The following is an 18,113-nucleotide window of genomic DNA, read 5'->3' on the forward strand; positions in this document are numbered from 1 at the left end:
GGCGGCCGGTCAGGCAAGCAAGCAAGTAGGCAAGTAGGCAAGGAAAAGGGAGGCTTCCCATGCGGGGAGCCTCCCTCTCAATTTCCGGCGATGCAGAGATCAGAGGCCGATCACGCCGCCATCGTTCTTGGTGATGATCACGATCGCCGAGCGCGGGCGGACCGTGGTACCGGCCGTGCCGGTCGCCTGGCTGTCCGGCCAGTGGCTCGACGGCGCCGCCGGGGAGCCGCCTTCGCCGGGGTGCTGGATGCCGACGAACATAGTGCGGCCGTCCGGAGTGGTGTCCACGCCGGTGATCTCGCACTCGATCGGGCCGACCAGGAAGCGCTTCAGGTTCGCCCCCGGCGCCGCGCCGACGCGAGTCGCCTGGGTCGCAGTCGCGCCGCCCGAGCCGGTGTTGGTGATCGTGCGCGCGCCGCCGTCGCCCACGGTGCCCGGCTGGGCCGCCAGCATCATGCAGTTGGTGACGTCGGTATAGGCGCCGTCGTCGGTCTGGACCCACATCAGCGGCTTCACCAGGCCCGAAGGGTTGGTCGCGCGACCGAACCACAGGCCGTCCGGGCTCGAGAAGTCGTTGTCCGCGGTCAGGCCCGACAGGTTGATGTTGGTCGCATCCAGGTCCGCGCCCGCGCCGAAGGCATAGATGTCCCAGGTGAAGGTCGTCGCTTCGGTATTGGCTTCCTTCAGGCGGATGATGTGGCCGTTCGGGTTGCCGTACTGCGCCCGCAACGTCGGGCCATAGGGGTCGTTATAGTGGCGCGGATTGGCGGCGTCGGTGCCGTTGAGCGGACGGCCGGTGGCATTGTTGTTGGTCAGGGTGAGGTAGACCTCGCCGGTCACCGGGTTCACCGCGGTCCATTCCGGGCGATCCATCGGCGTGGCGCCCGCCACGTCGGCGGCGAGACGGGTGTTGACCAGCACGTCCGCCTGGTCCGCGAACGGATAGACGGCGCTCGAGGCGTCGATGCCGTTCTGGCCGAACACCAGCGGCAGCCAGGTGCCGGTGCCGTCCGCGTTGAACTTGGCGACGTAGAGCGTGCCGGCATCGAGATACTTGTCGCCGATCGACAGGCGATCAGTCGCGTTCGCGTCCGCCGCCACCCACGCGGTGTCCGAGACGAACTTGTACAGATACTCGCGGCGCGCGTCGTCGCCCATGTACCAGGCCGGCTTGCGACCGGCGACGAACGCGCCCGGCCAGCAGCCCTCATGGCCCATGCGGCCCAGCGCGGTGCGCTTGCGCGGTGCAGCCGACGGATTGTACGGATCGATCTCGACCACCCAGCCGAACTGGTTCGGCTCGTTGCGATAGTCGGCCAGCGCATCCGCCGCAGTGGCGCGGGCGTCCCAGCGGCGGAACGTGGTGTTCGCCGAATCGGCGGCGATCACCGACGACCAGCCATAGCTGCCCGAGACTTGCGTCACGCCGTAGCGGCGCAGCGAGGTCACTTCCTTGGCGGTGCGGGCCGCGTCATCGCCCGTGCGGCGGAAATAGCCGGCCCAATTCTCTTCGCAGGTCAGCAGCGTCGCCCAGGGCGTATAGCCGTTGGCGCAGTTGTTGATCGTGCCGCGACCGGCCACGCCGGTCGGCGAATGAGGCGTCCTGAGCAGGTTCGAGCCCTTGGCCGGGCCGTTGAACACAGTGGGGGTGTTCGGCGTGATGCGGCGGTTGAAGGTCGAAGTGGCGGAGAACGACCAGACGTTCTTGGCGCCCTGCGTATATTCGACGACCGAGACGCCGTGGCACTCGATCTCCTTGATCGCCTCGGCCTCGGGGCGGACGCCGCCGGTCGAGGTTCCGCCGTTCGGATGGAGATACTGGTCGTTGATGTTCTCGTGGTTCTGCACGATCAGGCCGCGGTTCGAACTGGTATCGTCGCGGGCACCCGAAGCGCTCAGGCCGAACCAGAAGAGCGCGTCGCCATGGTCGCCCACGCGCTGCGCGAAGCCGGTATCGGTGCCGTCATTCTTATAGGCTGCGGCACCGCCCAGAATCGGATCGCCCAGGCGAGCGCCGACCTGCACGGTGTAGCCGGCCGGCACGGTGACGATGTCGAGCTTGTTCTTGGCGACGGCAGCGAAGCCGATCGCGGCCGGGCTGACGGTGATCGTGGTGCGCGCGACCGTCGGCTTGCCCGCCGCGTCGGCGGCGGCGAACTGGAACACCAGCGGGGTGGCGGCGCTCACGCTCGGCGCGATGAAGGTCGCGGTGTTGCTCGCGGCGCTGTCCAGCGTCACGGTGGGGCCGCTGATCTGGCTCCAGGCAGTGGAGAGGCCGTTGCCGCCCGTCGCGGTGCCGGTGAGGGTGACGACACGGCCCGAATTGGTCGCCGCGTCGGCGCCTGCGCTCACGGTCGGGCCGGCGCCGGTATCTGCGACCTTGCTGTCGCAGGCGGCAAGCACGGAGCCGCCCATGGTGGCCGCGACGATCGCGGCGCTGCCGCGTTGAAGCGTCTCACGGCGCGAATAGCGCTGGGCCGCGAGTTCGTTCAACGTCGGGCCGTTGTTGTGGATGTTGGTATCGACGTCGCCGTCGGTATAGCCGAAGCCCGTCTCGGTCAGATTGGTCATGGAAACCCCCAAGCAGCCGAGTCACTGGCGACCCGGATGGCCGGTCCTTGGAAGCGCGACATGACGCTAGAATGCGATTGGCGTTTCGGCTGCATGACTTTTTCGTGGCTGCTTAGTGACACTTTGCGTGGTGGCCCTGCAGCGTCTAGGCAGGCACGCGATGGACGCTGCCGAGCCCGATCCCGCATTGCCGCCCGCACCGCCCCCCATGCCGGCCCAGGGCCTATTGCGTCGCATGTCCGCGGTGCTTCGCGGCATGCCGGTGCCCGGCGGCTGGGGCGCGGCGGCGGCACTGGGCGCGTTGCTCGCTGCCGGGCCGCTGCTCACTTTGGTGGGCGCCAGCATGCTCGCCAAACGTGAAAGAAACGCGACAGTCCGGTTGCAGGCGCAACTCGCCCCCCGGCTGGCGGCGGAAACCGTCGCGCGCGAGGCGCGCACCGCGCTCGCCAACGCCGCCGGGCGAACCGCGCCGGGGCAGGTGCTCGAGATCCTGGCCGGTGCGCTTCCCGCCGATGCCCGGCTCGCTCGGGTCGAGCGCACGCGCGACGGCGGGCTGGAACTCGACGTTGCCGGCAGCGATCCGGACACGCTGCGCGCCGCGATCCGCCGTGCGCCGGAGCTCGCCGGCATGCGCAACACCAGCCAGCGGCGGACCGATGCGGCAATGATCGTCTCGATGCGCGAGGACGCGCAATGACCTGGAAGTTGCCCCCGATTGCGGTCGGCGGCATCGCCGGCCTGGTCGCTGCACTGCTGCTCGCGCCGGCCGCCGGCACAGCGCTCGGCGATCTCGCGAAGGCGCGCGCCGAGCGTGCCCGGATCGCCGCGCTCGCGGCCCGGCCGGCTGCGCCGCCGCCTCTGCTCGCGCCCGGGCTCGGACTGAACGTCGCGGACGCGGCGGCGGGTCGGGCGGCGATCCTGGCGCGGGTCCATGCCCTTGCCCGGTCGGGTGGCGTGTTGGTGGAGGAGGCGAGCGTCGCGCCGGTGCCTGCGGGCGTGGCGGCGCTGCGCATCCGCGTCTCGGGCGCGGAGAAGGCAGTGGTCGTGCTTGCCGATGCGCTGGAGCGCGGCCGCCCGCTCATGCGAATGCGCAGCTGGCGGATCGAGCCGATTCCGGAGGGCGGTGTGCGGCTGATCGGCGAGGTGGTCGCGGCATGGCAATGAAGCCGCGCCCCGAGGGCATCGCGCTCGCCGCCGCCGGTGCGCTGGCGATTGCCATGCCGGTTGTGCTGCTGCTGCCGGGCAAGGCCGACAGGAGACCCAGGGCCGCGCCCGTTCCCGCGCCGATCGGTGCCGGCACGATGCCGGCGCTGGCGCGCGTCTATGAGCGGCCGCTGTTCGGCGCCGCGGAGCCCGCCGAAGCACCCGCCGACGCCCCCCGGCTGGTGGGCATTGTCGGCCGGCTCAACGTCGATGCCGTGGCGCTGGTCAAGGCCGGCGACGGCGCGACCCGCACGCTCGCGATCGGGGAGAGCGTTGACGGCTGGAGCCTCGCCGGCCTTGCGATCGACGCGGCCTTCTTCACACGCGGCAGCGAGCGGGTGCGCGTGCCCTTGCCGATCGAGCCGGCGGGGTCGGGAGAGCCTGGGCAATAGCTGGAAGGGATGCCTGCGACCTTTGGTCGGCGCGGCGGGACGTCCATACGTGTTGTGCCCTAGTGTTGTGCCCTAGGTTGAGAACTCAAACAAGTATCTGATGTTCCTTCGTCATCCCCGCGCAGGCGCGGATGACGGAGTTAGCTGAATAAGTCCCCAACCTAGTCCTTCAGGCGCGTCGGATCGACCACGACGTGACGAATCCGCTGCCGATCCCAAGTATAGGTGATGTGCACCAGCCCGTCGGTCGACTGGATCACCGCCGGATAGGCATAGCCGTCGGGCAGCGGTTCGGTTTCCAGCGTCAGCGCCGGGCGCCAGTGCACTCCGTCGCGCGACATCGCGATGTTGAGCGGATAGCGTCTGCCGGAGCCGGGCGTCTCGGGTAGTTGGGCGGCGTGATTATAGACGATCAGCTGGCGCCCGTCCTTCAGCGTCATGGCATCGGTGCCCGAATTGGGATTGGGGAGGTCGACCGCGAACAGCTTGCCCCAGCTCTTCCCATTGTCGGCGGACTGGGTTGCCGCCAGCACACCCTCGCGCGTGCGGGCGATCGCTTCCAGCTTGCCGCCGGGAAGGAACAGGATGCTGGGCTGGATGGCATCGAAGCGCGTGTCGGGATCAACAGGGCCCGTTGTCGACCAGCTTCCGCCGGCGTCCTCGCTGCGCTCGAAATGCAGCTTCCAGCGCCCGCTGCCTTCGTCCTCGGTGCTCGACGGTGAAAGCCAGGCGCCGCCATGCAGTATGACCGGCTTGTTCTTGATCGGGCCAAGGATGCCTGCCGGCAGCCGCCGCGCACCGCTCCAGTGGCGCCCGCCATCGGTGGAGGTGGTCACCATGCCCCACCATCGTTGAGGGCTTGGGCCGACCTTGTAATAGAGGTGCAGCGGGCCGGCCGGGTCCTGGAACAGGACGGGGTTCCAGGTCGGCAGGCGGGTGCCGTCCGGCTGGATGCCGTTGGCGACCGATTTCGGCGTCTCCCAGCCCTTTGCGCCGCGCCGCGCGAACCAGATCTCGACGTCGGGATTCCGTTCGTGCGTGCCGCCGAACCAGGCAGCGGCAAGCGTGCCGTCCAGGGTCTGCACGATCGTCGAGGCATGGCTCTGGGGGTAGGGTGCCGTCCGATAGATGAACTCGCGTAGCAGCACGGCGTCCTGCCCCGGCGCCGCAGTCATGGGCGCCCCCGATGGAACCGCCGAAATCGGGAGCGTCACGGCAAGCATCAGAATGCGCATCATCAGGACTGCCTTTGTGCGGTCGAAGACGGAGGTTCGGCAGCATGTCGTCCGTGCGGAGGGCGGCCCCTCAGTAGATCCCGTCGATCTCCACCGTCAGCCGCGGCGTCGGCGGAGCGAGCAACAGGCTGCCGCGCTTGGAATTGGCGAGCTCGTCCGCCCGCAGGCGGTTGTAGCGGTCCTTCGACGCCGCAGCCGCATCGGCGCCGTCACGCAGGATCGTCGGCTTGAGGAAGATGAACAGCGTGCGCTTCTGGTGCGTTTCGCGCCGGCTCTTGAACAGCTCGCCGACGATCGGGATGTCGCCCAGGATCGGCACCTGCTGGCGCGTGTCCTGATAATCGTCCGCGGTCAGGCCGCCGAGGATGATCGTCTGGCCATTGTCGGCGAGCACCGTAGTGGTGATCGCGCGGCGATTGGTGACGAGGTCGGACGCTGCCTGGGTTTGCGCCTCGGCGATCGACGAGGCTTCCTGGTTCACTTGGAGCCGGATCGTGTCGCCCGCATTGATCCGCGGCAGCACCCGCAGCGTGATGCCCACGTCCTTGCGCTCGATCGTGGTATAGGGGTTCACGGTCGAGGAATTGGTCAGGATCGAGCCGGTGAGGAACGGTACGTTCTGGCCCGAGACGAACTCGCCCGCGACATTGTCGAGCACGGTGATCTGCGGAGTGGAGAGCAGGTTGGCCCGCGTCGAGGTGCCAAGCGCCTGGACCAGCACGGAGAAATCGTTGCCGATCGCGATATTGGCGTTGAGCCCGGTGCCGATTGCCCCAGCCGCCGGCACCTTGAGCGCGGTCAGGATCTGGCCCAGGGACACGCCCGACTGGGTGAACGAAGTCGCCACGCCCTTCACCTGGTTGATCACCGCGCCGCTGGTACCGATCTGCACGCCCAGCGCTTCCGCGTCGTCGCCGGTGATCTCGGCGATCGCCGCTTCGATCAGCACCTGGGGGCGGCGCACGTCGAGATCGGTGATCAGCGGCTCGATCGAGGCGATGGCGGCCGGCGTGCCGCGCACCACCACGGCGTTGAGCTCGGGCGCCGGCTGCACGGTCAGCTCGGGCGTGACGAAGCCCTTGGGCGTCTGCGTCTGCACGCTCTGCATCGTCGTGCCGGTGGTGCTGGCGCTCTGCATCGCGCTGCCGATGCCGCCGCTGGTCGAGGCCGAGCTGTTGGGCAGCGCCGAGAGATTCTGGTTGTTCTGGCTCAGCCGCGCAAACGGATTTGAATTGCTGTTGCTGCCCAGGCTGGTCGCGATCGGATTGTCGGCGCTCTCGCCCTGGCCGAGTACGCCGCGCAGCACGTCGGTCACTGTCTCGGCATCGGCATAGTTCAGGCGGAACATGCGGGTGATCGGCGTCGCGCCGCCCGGCTGGTCGAGCGAGATCAGCATCTTGCGTGCCTCGGCGACCGAAGCCGGCGTGCCGCGCACGATCACCGTGTTGCTGCGCGCATCGGCCGCCACGCGGGTGCCTTCGCCCAGCACGGTCTGGAGCGACTGGGCCACGTCGGTGGCGTTGCCGTTCTTCATCGCCAGGGTGAAGAAGGTCGCGCCGCTGCCGCCGTCGAGCTGGCGGGCGATCGCCTCCACGCGGCGGACATTGTCGGCATAGTCGGTGATGACCACGGCATTGGGCGTGCTCAGCGGCTCGACGCTGCCGAAAGTCGCGACCAGCGGGCGCACCACCCGGGCGACGTCCGCCGCCGGCACGTTCTGCAGCCGCACCATCCGGGTCACCAGTTCCTGGCCCGATACGCCTCGGCTGGGGATGCCGCCGTCGCGCACCGCATTGGCCGCCGGCACGATTCGCCAGGCACGCCCCGAGCGCACCGCCGCGAAGCCGTTGGCGCGCAGGACGGACTGGAACAGCTCCCACACGCCCTGGGGCGACAGCGGCGTCGACGAGGTGACGGTCACCACGCCCTTCACCGCCGGATCGAGGATCAGCGTGCGCCCGGTAATGCGCGAGATCTGGTCGGCCACGTCGGAAATCTCGACGCCGCGCATGTTCACCACCACGTCGCCGGTGCCCGCATCCTGCGGGGCGGGCGCGGAGCTGGATGCCGTTTGGGCGACGGCGACCGTGTCGAGGGCGATCCCGGCGAGCGCGAGGGCGGCGATGGCGGAGCGAATCTTCACGGGGAGTCTCTCTATCGGAGCGGCACGGTAAGCGTCAGCCGCTTCCCGTCGCGCAGGATCTGAATCTGGGCGGAGCCGCTCGTCTGGGCCGCCGCGAAGGCGCCCTGGGCGGCGATGGGGTCGGACAGGGCGGTACCGTTGACCGACTGGATCACGTCGCCCGCCACCATGCCCGGCGGGCCATTGTCACCGATGCGGTAGCCGCCGGAGACGGGCGTCGCGTCGAAGCGCTGGAGGATGCCGGCCACCGTCGCCTGGGGCGGTGCCGCGGTGGGCGCGGGCGGGCCGCCCGCCGTGCGGGCCGGCGCGGTCACCGGGTTGGCGGCGGGCGCGGGCGGGCGGCCGGCGGCGGCGGCCTGGCGCTGCTCGGGCGTCAGCGTCGGATCGGGGAAGGCGAGGAACTCGCTCCGCCCGCCACTGGCCAGGATCACCCGGTCGGGCAGGATCGACTGGATCGTCGCGCCCTCGATGGTGTCGCCCACCTTGTAGCTCTTGGGCGGCTGTCCGCTCACCGAGATGAAGGCGGTGGAGCGTTCGGCGGGGCCCGCCGCGATCACGCCCTTCAGCTCGAGGGGCAGGCCGGTCACCTGGCCCGCTTCCGAGGCGGGCGCCTTGCCGAACGGCGCGAGCGCCACCGCTGCTCCGATATCCGGCACCGCCGCGGGGCCGCCGCTTCCGGAAGATACGCTGATCGCGCCGGTGCCCGCATGGCCGGCGATCCGCCAGGTGAGGCCCGCAAGCGCCACCGCCACCGAGACGACCATCGCGCCGGTGAACAGGTTGAGCCCGATGCGCGCCTGGCGCGGAGTGAGGGTGAGGGCGGCCATTACAGCTTGCGTCCGTCCACGAAGCCGTCGAGCGATGCAAGCGCGCTCTTCTCCGTGCCGGCGAACACTTCGATGCGGACGCGCTCGATCTCCGGGTCGTCGGTCCGCCGTTTCTCCACCGCGACCCGCCATTGCTGGCCCAGCATCTCCACCTGGTCGCTGCCCGGGGCATTGGCCTGCAATTCGGCCATGCGGTTTTCCGCGACCCACATGGCGGTGGTGCGGCGCTCCATCGCCCGAGTGGAATCGATGTGCGATTCGACGGTGCGCATCAGCCCGACGGTGGCGATGGCGAGCACGGCCAGCGCGACGAGCGCCTCGATCAGCGAGAAGCCGGCCTCGCCGTCATGATCGACAGCCCCGGCCATCACGACGCCACCGCCGGGAACGCGCGGACGGTCATCCCGTCATAGACGACGGTCCAGCGCCGCTGCCCGCTCTCGATCACCGCCTGCATCGGCTTCCCCGCACCGTCGACGCCGAGCACGACCGGCGGCTTGACGCTCAGCGTCATCACCATGCCGCCCGGCAGCTTGTGGAAGCCGAATGCGTCGTCGGTGCGCGGCATGGCCTTGCCGTTGGCGCCGATCGTCGCAAAGCCATAGCCGTTCTTCTGCACGGTGAAGGCGATCGTCCGGTCGGCGAGCATCGCATCGTCGGCGGCAGCCTGGAGTCGCGTCGCGAGCCGGCGCGCCTCGGTCTCCACGCTGGGCGCGCGGGTCACCGAACCCATGCCGAGTGCCACCGCGCCCGCCATCACCGCAATGATGACCAGCACGATCATCATCTCGATCAGCGTCATGCCTGCCTCGGACGGGCGACCGCGCATCGCGATGTCGGCCCCCCGCATCGGGGTCAGCCCTTGCCTTCGATATCGGCGTCCACGCCTTCGCCGCCGGGCTTGCCGTCCTTGCCGAGCGAGCGAATCGTGAAGCTGCCGCCCTCGGACCGATACTCATAGGGCTTGCCCCAGGCATCGAGCGCCGGCGCAGAGAGATAGCCGCCCTGCGGATAGGTCGACGGCACCGGTGGCGCGGTCGGCTTCTCGGTCAGCGCCTTCAGGCCCTGCTCGGTGGTGGGATAGTCGCCATTGTCGAGCCGGTACATCTTCAGCGCGCCCGAAATGGTGGCGATGTTGCTCCTGGTGGCGGTGGCCTTGGCTTCGTCCGGCCGGCCCATCACGTTCATCGCGATCAGCCCCGCGACGATCGCGATGATCACCAGCACGATCATCATTTCGATGAGCGTGAGGCCGGCCTCGCCGTCGGGAACGGCGTGCTTGCGGTTGCGCACCTTAGGTGCGATGTCACAGAACTGTTTCAAAACTATGCGCATCCCCGCCCCATGCGTCCTGCCCATGAAGCAAATGTGACAATGAGCCCGAACACCAGGCCAAACACCAGGGGTGTGTCCGACCCATCCGAGCCGCCCGCCGCGGGCGTGTGGACGCTGGCGGGTGACCGCCTGATCATAGCCGTGCGGGACTGGCCCGCAACCATTCTCGTCCCCACTGGCCAGGTGCGGCTGCTCGCGGTCGATCTGCCGCTGCCCAGCCATGCGCGCCGCGTTGCCGCATTGCCTTTCGCGATCGAGGATCGAATCGCCGAGCCGGTCGATTCGGTGCATCTTGCCCTGGGCGAGGCGATCGCACCGGGCCGCTATCTGGTCGGCGTCGTCCGCCACGAGACGATGGCGGGCTGGGTCGCCCAGGCGGAGGAGGCCGGCATCGGCCATGCCGCGATGGTCCCCGACGTGCTGACCCTGCCGCGACCGGCCGAGGGCTGGGCGGTGTCGCAGGCCGGCGGCCGCGCCGCGGTGCGCGATGCGGAGGGGACGGGCTTCGAAGTTCCCGCCGCCTTGCTCCGGCCCGCCTGGGAAGCTGCCGCCCGCCCGGCGGTGACCAGCTATGGCGAGCGCCTGCCCGACGACATGCAGCAGGGCGCGGCCACGCTCGACCCTTCCGCCTTCGGGCCTGCTGCCGCCGCCGCGGTCGCTGCGCTCAACCTGCGCCAGGGCGCCTATGCGGTGCGCAAGGCGGCGGGTTCGGGCCTGTGGCGCAAGTTCGCCTGGGTTGCCGCGATCGGCGCCGCCGCGCATGTCGTCATCGCGCTGGGCGATGTGATCATGCTCCGGAGCATCGCCGATCGCCGCGAGGCGGAGGCGCGCGCCACGGCTTCGCTCGCCGCGCCGGGCGTGGCGCTGGGCGACGATCTCGCCAATTCGATCACCGGCATGCTGCCGGCGGGCGGCGGCGCCCGGGTGCCCCAGCCCTTCCTGCCGCTCGTCAACCGCGTTTCCGTTGCGCTCGAGCCGCTCGCCGGCGCGTTCGTGGTGCGGGCGATGACCTTCCAGGGCAAGCTGCTCACGCTCGATCTCGACGCCTCGCCCGATGCGGGTCTGGTGTCGCGGATCGAAGCGACGCTCAAGGGAGCCGGGGTAGGGGCGCAGGTCGTGCGCTCGCCCGAAGGCGCGATCCGTATTACGGCGAGCGCCGCATGAGACTGATTCTCGCCCGCATGCCGGCGCTCGACGCCGCGTTGATCCGCTTCGACGGCTGGTGGGGCAGCCGCAGCCGCCGCGAGCAGGTCATGCTCGGCGGCCTCGCCCTGTTTCTCGCTGCGCTGGTGTTGGTCTTCGGCGTGATCAAGCCGCTCCAGTCCGCCCGGGCCGCCGCGCTGCAGGACATCCGTACCTATGAGACGCTCACTGCCCGCATCCGCGCGGCGGGCACGCTGAACGCCAGCCAGCCCCAGCGCCGCCAGGGCTCGCCCGCCGAAGTGATCACGGGATCGGCGCCCGGTTTTGGCCTTGCCGCCACCGTCGCGCCGATTCCGGGCGGCGCGCGTGCGACGATCGCCGACGGCGGCTATGATTCGGTCATGGCCTGGCTTGCCGATCTTTCGGTGACCAGCAGCCTGCGCATCAAGCGCGTCGACCTCCAGAAGGCCGCGGCGCCCGGCCGGGTCAGCGCCACCGTGGATTTCGGCGGATGAACGAGATGCTGATCCTCGCCGACGAGGCCCCCGTCACGCTGCCCTATGGCTTCGCGCGCCGGAACGGCGTGCTGCTGCGCGTCACCGATACGGGCGTGGAGTGCGTCCACAAGACGGGCGCCGCGCTCGACGGCCTGCTCGAGGTTCAGCGCCTCGCCCCGGCCGCGCGTTTCGTCCCGGTGCCCGACGACCAGTTCGACGCGGCCCTGAGCGCAGCCTATTCGGGCGCCGGCGCCGCCGCCGACATCGATCTGGGCGACATGGACCTGGCCGCGCTCGCCGACAGCGCTGCCTCGGTCGATGATCTGCTCGACACGCGCGACGACGCTCCCGTCATCCGCCTGATCAACGCGCTGCTGCTCGAGGCGGTGCGCGAGGGCGCCTCGGACGTGCATGTCGAGACGCAGGAGAAGCGCCTCGTCGTCCGCTTCCGGATCGACGGCGTGCTGCGCGACATGATCGAGCCGCCGCGCGCGCTCGCGCCGCTGCTGGTCAGCCGCATCAAGGTGATGGCGAAGCTCGACATCGCCGAGCGTCGCATTCCCCAGGACGGCCGCGTGACGCTGCGCATCGGCGGCCACGACGTAGATGCCCGCGTCTCCACGATCCCGACCCAGCATGGCGAGCGGGTGGTGATGCGCCTGCTCGAAAAGGGGTCGCTGCGCCTCGACATGGAAGTGCTCGGCATGAGCGAGCGCGATCGCGGCGTGTTCACGCGCCTGCTCGAACGCCCGCACGGCATGCTGCTGGTCACGGGACCCACCGGCTCGGGCAAGACGACCACGCTCTATGCCGCGCTCCACCGCCTGAACGACCGCAAGCGCAACATCATGACGGTCGAGGATCCGATCGAATATGAGCTGGCGGGCATCGGCCAGACCCAGGTCAACCCGCGCACCGACATGACCTTCGCCCGCGGCCTGCGCGCGATCCTGCGGCAGGATCCGGACGTGATCATGGTGGGCGAGATCCGCGATCAGGAGACCGCCCAGGTCGCCGTCCGCTCGTCGATGACCGGGCACTTCGTGCTCTCGACGCTGCACACCAACAGCGCGGTCGGCTCGGTGACGCGGCTGATCGACATGGGCGTCGAGCGCTACCTGCTCTCCCCGATGGTCGTGGGTCTGTGCGCCCAGCGCCTGGTCCGCAAGCTCTGCCAGAATTGCGCGAAGCAGGACGAAGCGAGCGAGGCGGACTCGCTGCTGCTCGGCGGCGCGATCAAGCCCGGCAAGAAGATCTGGCGCGCGGTCGGCTGTGCGGAATGTCACGGCGAAGGCTATCGGGGCCGCGCGGGCCTCTACGAAGTCGTCGCGGTCGACGAGAAGTTCCAGAAGCTGATCCATGACGGCGCGTCCGAGGCCGAGCTCGAAGCCTATGCCCGCAAGGACAATCCCAGCCTGCTCGACGACGGCATCGCGAAAGTGAAGGCGGGCGTCACGACCGTCCAGGAAGTTGCGCGCGTGACCAAGGAAGAGTCCTGACGCCCGCCGGCAGGCGTCAGCTCAGCACTTCAGGAACTTTTTGGTGAAGATGACGGAGCCGTTGAACGAAACCGTCAGCTTCACGCCGGTCGGAATCCCCCACGTCGTGCAGAGGCTGATGCATGCCTGCAATTCGGCTCCGCTCGGGATCCAGCTCGGGACCGGAAGGCAGTAATTGCCGACGAGCGGCAAGTTGAGGCAGACTTTGCCGTTCTGGGACTTGACGGAGATACAGCCGGCGCTGACCGCGAATTCGGTGGCGGCGTAGATGTCCATCGTGGACAGACCGGCGCTTTCCAGCGCGGTGTCCGCGCCCGCACCGGCATGTTCTCGCGCGGCTTCAAGGGCGGCGTTGATCTTCGACTGGTCGAAATCGGCATAGGTTGTCATCATGGTCTCCTGTCAGAATTGCCATTCTACGGCGATGGCTCAGGAGTAATACGGGATGTTGTGCCAGATATATCTTGGAGTCTTGTCCATTTTGATTTGATGATTTCAGTTTTAGATGTCCATTATATTCTAATGGTGCCGGACTCATTATCCATTACGGTCTTATTTATTTATACCATTCTGGCTCCGAAATGGAGCAACGGCAGCTTTTGTCGCTACGATGCGGCTGCACGACCGGTCTGTCCTCCGCTGCGCACCTGTGCTTAAGCTCGGCCGCCGTTCCGCGCGGCGTTCACGCCTGGAGAGCTTTCGATGCCCGCCTTTGCCTACCGCGCCGCCGACAAGGCCGGCGCTTCCAGAAAGGGCATCATCGAGGCCTCCAGCCCCGCCGCGGCGCGCGCGCTGCTGCGCGAGCAGGCGCTGCTGCCGCTCTCGGTCGAAGTCGCCGCCGAGAAGGGCGCCAGCTTCGGCAGCATCCAGCTCCCGCGCTTCCGCCGCGCCGGCCTGTCCTCCAAGGCGCTTGCCACCGTCACGCGCCAGATCGCCACGCTGGTCGGTTCCGACATTGCGATCGAGGAAGCGCTGCGCCTGGTCGCCACTCAGTCCGAGCATGCCCCGACCAGCTCGCTGCTGCTGGGCGTGCGCGCCGCGATTCTCGACGGCCGCAGCTTCGCCGCGGCGCTCGCGCAGCATCCCAGGGCCTTTCCCGAATTCTATCGCGCCTCGGTCGCGGCGGGCGAGGCGTCGGGCAAGCTGCCCGACGTGCTCAACCACCTCGCCGAGTTCGTCGAGAACCGCCAGGCGAACGGCCAGAAGCTTCAGCTCGCCCTGATGTATCCCGCGCTGCTTGCGCTCGTGTCCTTCGGCATGATGGCGCTGCTGCTCGTCTATATCGTCCCCGACATCGTGAAGGTGTTCGTCTCGCGCGGCGCCGACCTGCCGTTCCTCACCAAGGCGCTGATCGCAGTAAGCTGGTTCCTCCAGAATTTCGGGCTGTACCTGCTGCTCGGCCTCGCCGTCGTCGCGCTGGTCTTCTTTCGCTGGGCGCGGGTGCCGGCCAATCGGCTGCGCATCGATCGCTTCTTCTCGGAGCGGCGTCCGTTCCGCCGCTTCAGCCGCCAGCTCAGCGCCGCCCGCTTCGCCGGCAGCCTGGCCACGCTGGTCGGCAGCGCCGTTCCCCTGGTCGACGCGCTGCATGCCGCGGCGGCGGTCACGCCCAATCGCTGGGTGCGCGAGCGGGCGCTCGGCGTCGCGGCCCGGGTTCGGGAAGGCATCAGCCTGCGCTCCGCGATGAGCGAGGCGGGAGTCTTCCCTTCGATGCTCGTCGCGATCGTCGCGTCGGGCGAGAGCTCCGGCCGTCTCGCGCCTGCCCTCGACCGCGCCTCGCACGAGCTTCAGCGCGAGCTTGACGCGATCGTCGGCACGCTGGTCGCGCTGGTCGAGCCGCTGGTGCTGCTGGTGATGGGCGGGCTGGTGCTGATGATGGTGCTGGCGATCCTGCTGCCGATCATCAACCTGAACAATCTGGTCGGCCTTTGATCCGGGTTCCTTCCCCCGCTTGCCGGGGGAGGATTTGAGAGATCACATCTGCCCCTGGATGTTCGCGCCGCCTGGCAGGCCCATGAACGGCAGCACCGCCGCGCCTTCCGGCGTCATCGCGATGTCGAGCGCGCCGTCCTCGCGCAGCACGGCGGTCATCAGCGTCTTCAGCCGCTGGGTCGAGGGGGCCACCCGGATCGTCGTGCGGTCGCCGACATGCTCGGCGGTGATCAGCAGCGCCGGCACCGCCACCGGCCCGCCGCCCTTCTTCGCCCGGCAGCTGCCCGGATCGGTAGTCACCTTGCCCTCGGCCATGCGCGCGCCGCCGCCGCTGGCGATGCGCTGCATCTCGACCTGCAAGGTCAGGTTGCAGGTGAAGGGCAGGTTGGGCTGGAGCGCGCGGAACAGGCTCGCATCGGCCGAGCCGCTGACATGGTCGAGCACCGTCCGTCCGCCCAGATGCTGGAGCATCTGCCCGCCCAGATCGGTATCCGGCCCGGTCGCCTTCCAGTCGGCCGCGAAGCCGAGGCTGGTGAGCGAGCGCAACGGCGCCAAGTGCCAGGCGAAGGTTGCGCCGCCGGCGATGCCGGCCTCGCCGTTCCACACCGTGCCCGCCACGCCGGTGCGCCAGACGGTGTTGCGGAAGATCACGCTCGCCGGCATCGTCACGAGCAGCGCGAGCAGATACGCCCCTATGCCGATCAGGGCGAAGAGGATAATAGACCGCCGTGCCCCGCTATCCCCTCCCAGAGTCGGCAATGGATCGACGGACCCTGCTGAAGTCGCTGCAATCGGGCCTGGTCGCGTCAGCGGCATCGGTCGTGCTTCCCTCGCATGTGTTCGCGGCGGACAAGAAGGACAAGCGCCCGATCGCCCTGCTGCTGCCGCTCACGGGCCCGCGAGCGCGGCTGGGCCTTAGCATGCGCCAGGCCGCCTTGCTCGCGGAAAACAGTGCCTATGTGCAGAGCTTCGACACGGCGGGTGCCGCCGCCGGCGCTGCCTCGGCCGCTGCCCAGGCACTCAAGCTCAAGCCCGCGCTGATCCTCGGCCCGCTCTCGGCGGAGGAAGTCCCCGCCGTCTCCAGCACCATCGCCGGCCGCGTGCCGGTGATTGCATTCAGCAACGATTCGGTGCTGCGCGCGCCGGGCACCTGGATCTTCGGCATCACCGCAGGCCAGGTGACAACCGCGATCCTGCGCTATGCCCGCACGCGGGGCGTGAAGACCGTGACGATGATCGACGACGGCTCGCCCTGGAGCGCCGCCGCCGCGATCGCCGCCGGCAAGAGCGAGGGCGAGATCGGCATCACCGTGCGCCTGCTCCAAGTGAAGCCGGGCCAGCCGTTGCCCAATCCCGGCGAGGCGCCCGATGCCGTGCTGCTGCCCGGGAGCGGCGAGGCCGTGCTCGCGGCGGCGCGCGCGCTCAAGGATACGGGTGTCCAGCTCCTCGGCACCTTTCAGGCGCTCGACAATCGCCCGGCGGCGCTCGCGGCGCTGGACGGTGCCTGGCTCGCCAGCCCGGATCCGAACGCCTTCGGAACCTTCGCCAGCGCCTTCCAGGCGCGCAACGGCGGCGAGGCGGGCATGATCGCCGCGCTCACCTATGATGCCGCCGGCATCGCGAACACGCTGCGTGCCGACAATCGCCTGAACCTCGACGGGCTGCTCGATGCCAAGGGCTTCCACGGCGTCACCGGCCCGGTCCGCTTCCGCACCGACGGTTCGGTCGCCCGCGACTTCGCGATCCTCGTCGCGGGCGAGACCGGCTACACGCCCGTGGCGACGAGTTCGGGTTCCTAGGTTCGACCGGCAATGTCCGTCTCTTGCCGTCATCTCCGCAAAGGCGGTGCGCCGGGGCCGGCAGCGGCTTCGGCCGTTACCCGGGGTCCCCGCCCTCGCGGAGATGACGGGGAGGGGGAAGGCGAGCGCGGCTTCACGCTGATCGAGCTGATGATCTCGCTCGGCCTGTTCGCGCTGATCGCCGTGGCGGGCCTCGCGCTGGTCGACGGCATCATCAAGGTGCAGGGGCGCACCGAGAAGCGGCTCGATCGCCTCGCCGATCTCCAGCGCGCGTTGTTCGTGGTGTCGAGCGACATCGATCAGATCGCGTTCGGCCGCGTCTCGGGCGGCGGCGAGAAGCTGAACTTCACGCGCGCCGCGCCAGGGTTCGGCGGCCCCGCCGTGCCGCTGCAATATTCGGTCGCCAACGGCAATCTCGTCCGCGGATCGGGCGCGATGGTGCAGACGGTGGTCGGCGGCGTCGCCCATGTTCGCTGGCGGTTCTTCGACGGCGGCGCCTGGGCGGATCGCTGGCCGCTGCGCGACGAGGACAAGGACAAATGGCCCCGCGCGATCGCGATCGAGCTTCAGGCGCTGGGGCCGGGCGGGGCACCCGGCGCGCTGCGCCGGGTCGTCACGCTGCCCGACCAGGCGGAGTATCCGAAGCAATGAAGCGGGTCCGCGACGACGACGCGGGGATGATCCTCGTCAACGTGCTGATGTTCGTCGCGATTGCGGCTGGATTGGTGCTATTGCTAATCAATCGCGAAGAATTGGCGCTTGACCGCGCGCTGCGCACGCGCGAGGCGGCGCGTGCGCTGGCGGTGGTGCGCGGCGGCGAGCTTTCCGCCGTGGTGGCGCTCCGCCGCGACATGGTCGTCGCGCCCAACGAGGACGATGTCACCGAGCCCTGGGCGCGCCTGTCGGAGAGGGGCGCACCGATCGAAGGCGGCAGCTTCGACCTTGCGATCGCGGACGCCGAGGGCCGCTTCAACCTGAACGCCCTGCGCGCGGGCGATGCCGGCGCGATCGTGCTGTTCCAGACGATCGCCAAGGAAGTGGGGTTTTCGCAGGACGACGTGGTCAAGGCGATCACCTATGTCCGCCTCTACGGCCCGGTCACCGATATCCGTCCGCTGCGCCTGGCCGGCTTCGATCCGGAGGCGACGGCGCGGCTGGAGCAACTGGTGACTGCCTTGCCCGGCACCACGACGATCAACCTCAACGCCGCGGACCCCGAGATGCTGCGCATCCTCTTCCGCGATCCGCTGGCGGCGCAGCGGCTGGCCGAGATTCGCAAGCGCAACGGCAAGCTCACGCTCAAGGACCTGAGCGACCAGAACCTCGCGCTGCCCTGGGGCACCAGCTTCCGCTCGGGTACTTTCTGGGTTCGCACCCGTGCGACGATCGGGAGCACCAGCCAGCAGGCCGCGGTGCTGATCCAGCGCGTGCAGCACCCTGATGGCAAGATCGCGGTGGGCGTGGTCGAGCGTTGGCGCGGCACCTCGATCCCGCCGGGCGTCCCGGCCTTTCCCGCCAGATAGTTCCTTCTCCTCCTCTT

The 18,113-nt window shown here is 69.3% G+C and carries 19 protein-coding genes; 10 read left to right on the forward strand and 9 right to left on the reverse strand.

Annotated elements, in window-relative coordinates; translation table 11 throughout:
• Positions 1 to 99: 99 nt before the first annotated feature.
• Complete coding sequence (locus FFS08_RS15885) at positions 100 to 2,571, reverse strand: PhoX family protein (RefSeq protein ID WP_137863410.1); 2,472 nt, start codon at positions 2,569 to 2,571, stop codon at positions 100 to 102.
• Between the two features lie 160 nt (positions 2,572 to 2,731).
• On the opposite strand from FFS08_RS15885, the gene FFS08_RS15890 reads away from it, so the two are divergent.
• Genes FFS08_RS15890 through FFS08_RS15900 form a run of 3 tightly spaced genes read left to right on the forward strand, consistent with a single transcriptional unit; the run spans position 2,732 to position 4,166 of the window.
• Positions 2,732 to 3,268 carry a hypothetical protein gene (locus FFS08_RS15890; protein WP_137863411.1) on the forward strand — a complete coding sequence of 179 codons (537 nt, stop codon included), beginning with the start codon at positions 2,732 to 2,734 and terminating at the stop codon, positions 3,266 to 3,268.
• On the forward strand, positions 3,265 to 3,735 hold the full coding sequence (locus tag FFS08_RS15895; RefSeq protein ID WP_137863412.1) for a hypothetical protein: 471 nt from the start codon (positions 3,265 to 3,267) through the stop codon (positions 3,733 to 3,735). Before FFS08_RS15890 ends, FFS08_RS15895 begins: the two co-directional genes overlap by 4 nt.
• A complete protein-coding gene (locus FFS08_RS15900) occupies positions 3,726 to 4,166 on the forward strand; it encodes a hypothetical protein (RefSeq protein WP_249341137.1) in 441 nt (146 codons plus the stop codon). Before FFS08_RS15895 ends, FFS08_RS15900 begins: the two co-directional genes overlap by 10 nt.
• A 161-nt stretch (positions 4,167 to 4,327) precedes the next feature.
• On the opposite strand, the gene FFS08_RS15905 is transcribed toward FFS08_RS15900, so the two are convergent.
• The 6 genes from FFS08_RS15905 to gspG form a co-directional block, all read right to left on the reverse strand.
• Positions 4,328 to 5,404: a sialidase family protein gene (locus FFS08_RS15905; protein ID WP_249341138.1), complete on the reverse strand. Its 1,077-nt coding sequence runs from the start codon at positions 5,402 to 5,404 to the stop codon at positions 4,328 to 4,330.
• A 67-nt stretch (positions 5,405 to 5,471) separates the two neighbouring features.
• A complete protein-coding gene (gene gspD, locus FFS08_RS15910; protein WP_249341139.1) occupies positions 5,472 to 7,544 on the reverse strand; it encodes a type II secretion system secretin GspD in 2,073 nt (690 codons plus the stop codon).
• An 11-nt stretch (positions 7,545 to 7,555) separates the two neighbouring features.
• Entirely contained in the window at positions 7,556 to 8,371 is an 816-nt protein-coding gene (locus tag FFS08_RS15915) for a type II secretion system protein N (RefSeq protein WP_137863413.1), read from the reverse strand.
• Positions 8,371 to 8,739, reverse strand: coding sequence for a type II secretion system minor pseudopilin GspI (gspI, locus tag FFS08_RS15920; protein ID WP_137863414.1), 369 nt, complete (start codon positions 8,737 to 8,739; stop codon positions 8,371 to 8,373). Before gspI ends, FFS08_RS15915 begins: the two co-directional genes overlap by 1 nt.
• Positions 8,739 to 9,221 carry a prepilin-type N-terminal cleavage/methylation domain-containing protein gene (locus FFS08_RS15925; RefSeq protein ID WP_249341140.1) on the reverse strand — a complete coding sequence of 161 codons (483 nt, stop codon included), beginning with the start codon at positions 9,219 to 9,221 and terminating at the stop codon, positions 8,739 to 8,741. Before FFS08_RS15925 ends, gspI begins: the two co-directional genes overlap by 1 nt.
• A 5-nt stretch (positions 9,222 to 9,226) precedes the next feature.
• Entirely contained in the window at positions 9,227 to 9,694 is a 468-nt protein-coding gene (gene gspG, locus FFS08_RS15930) for a type II secretion system major pseudopilin GspG (protein WP_249341141.1), read from the reverse strand.
• Positions 9,695 to 9,778: 84 nt separating this feature from the next.
• Here gspG and gspL point away from each other — a divergent pair, with 84 nt between their 5' ends.
• From gspL to gspE, 3 genes are read left to right on the forward strand one after another with little or no spacing between them, the layout of a single operon-like run.
• A complete protein-coding gene (gspL, locus tag FFS08_RS15935; protein ID WP_249341142.1) occupies positions 9,779 to 10,870 on the forward strand; it encodes a type II secretion system protein GspL in 1,092 nt (363 codons plus the stop codon).
• Positions 10,867 to 11,364, forward strand: coding sequence for a type II secretion system protein GspM (gene gspM, locus FFS08_RS15940; RefSeq protein WP_137863417.1), 498 nt, complete (start codon positions 10,867 to 10,869; stop codon positions 11,362 to 11,364). The genes gspL and gspM overlap by 4 nt, the downstream gene beginning before the upstream one ends.
• Complete coding sequence (gene gspE, locus FFS08_RS15945; protein WP_137863418.1) at positions 11,361 to 12,845, forward strand: type II secretion system ATPase GspE; 1,485 nt, start codon at positions 11,361 to 11,363, stop codon at positions 12,843 to 12,845. The genes gspM and gspE overlap by 4 nt, the downstream gene beginning before the upstream one ends.
• Before the next feature lie 21 nt (positions 12,846 to 12,866).
• Here gspE and FFS08_RS15950 read toward each other — a convergent pair whose 3' ends face one another.
• Positions 12,867 to 13,235 (reverse strand): hypothetical protein, encoded by a 369-nt coding sequence (locus FFS08_RS15950; protein WP_137863419.1) that lies wholly within the window; start codon positions 13,233 to 13,235, stop codon positions 12,867 to 12,869.
• Positions 13,236 to 13,547: 312 nt separating this feature from the next.
• Between FFS08_RS15950 and FFS08_RS15955 the strand changes: the two genes are divergently transcribed.
• Positions 13,548 to 14,774: a type II secretion system F family protein gene (locus FFS08_RS15955; RefSeq protein WP_137863420.1), complete on the forward strand. Its 1,227-nt coding sequence runs from the start codon at positions 13,548 to 13,550 to the stop codon at positions 14,772 to 14,774.
• Positions 14,775 to 14,816: 42 nt separating this feature from the next.
• Here the strand turns inward: FFS08_RS15955 and gspN are convergent, their stop codons facing one another.
• Positions 14,817 to 15,437 (reverse strand): type II secretion system protein N, encoded by a 621-nt coding sequence (gene gspN, locus FFS08_RS15960; RefSeq protein WP_249341330.1) that lies wholly within the window; start codon positions 15,435 to 15,437, stop codon positions 14,817 to 14,819.
• A gap of 95 nt (positions 15,438 to 15,532) precedes the next feature.
• On the opposite strand from gspN, the gene FFS08_RS15965 reads away from it, so the two are divergent.
• The 3 genes from FFS08_RS15965 to FFS08_RS15975 are packed head-to-tail and all read left to right on the forward strand — an operon-like array spanning position 15,533 to position 18,096.
• A complete protein-coding gene (locus FFS08_RS15965) occupies positions 15,533 to 16,573 on the forward strand; it encodes an ABC transporter substrate-binding protein (RefSeq protein ID WP_137863421.1) in 1,041 nt (346 codons plus the stop codon).
• A 12-nt stretch (positions 16,574 to 16,585) separates the two neighbouring features.
• Positions 16,586 to 17,224, forward strand: a complete 639-nt coding sequence (locus FFS08_RS15970; protein WP_137863422.1) for a PulJ/GspJ family protein — start codon at positions 16,586 to 16,588, stop codon at positions 17,222 to 17,224.
• Positions 17,221 to 18,096, forward strand: a complete 876-nt coding sequence (locus FFS08_RS15975) for a type II secretion system minor pseudopilin (RefSeq protein ID WP_137863423.1) — start codon at positions 17,221 to 17,223, stop codon at positions 18,094 to 18,096. Before FFS08_RS15970 ends, FFS08_RS15975 begins: the two co-directional genes overlap by 4 nt.
• Positions 18,097 to 18,113 lie beyond the last annotated feature (17 nt).

Origin of the sequence: Sphingomonas sp. 1F27F7B, from assembly GCF_005503355.1 — a bacterium.
Taxonomy (GTDB): domain Bacteria; phylum Pseudomonadota; class Alphaproteobacteria; order Sphingomonadales; family Sphingomonadaceae; genus Sphingomonas.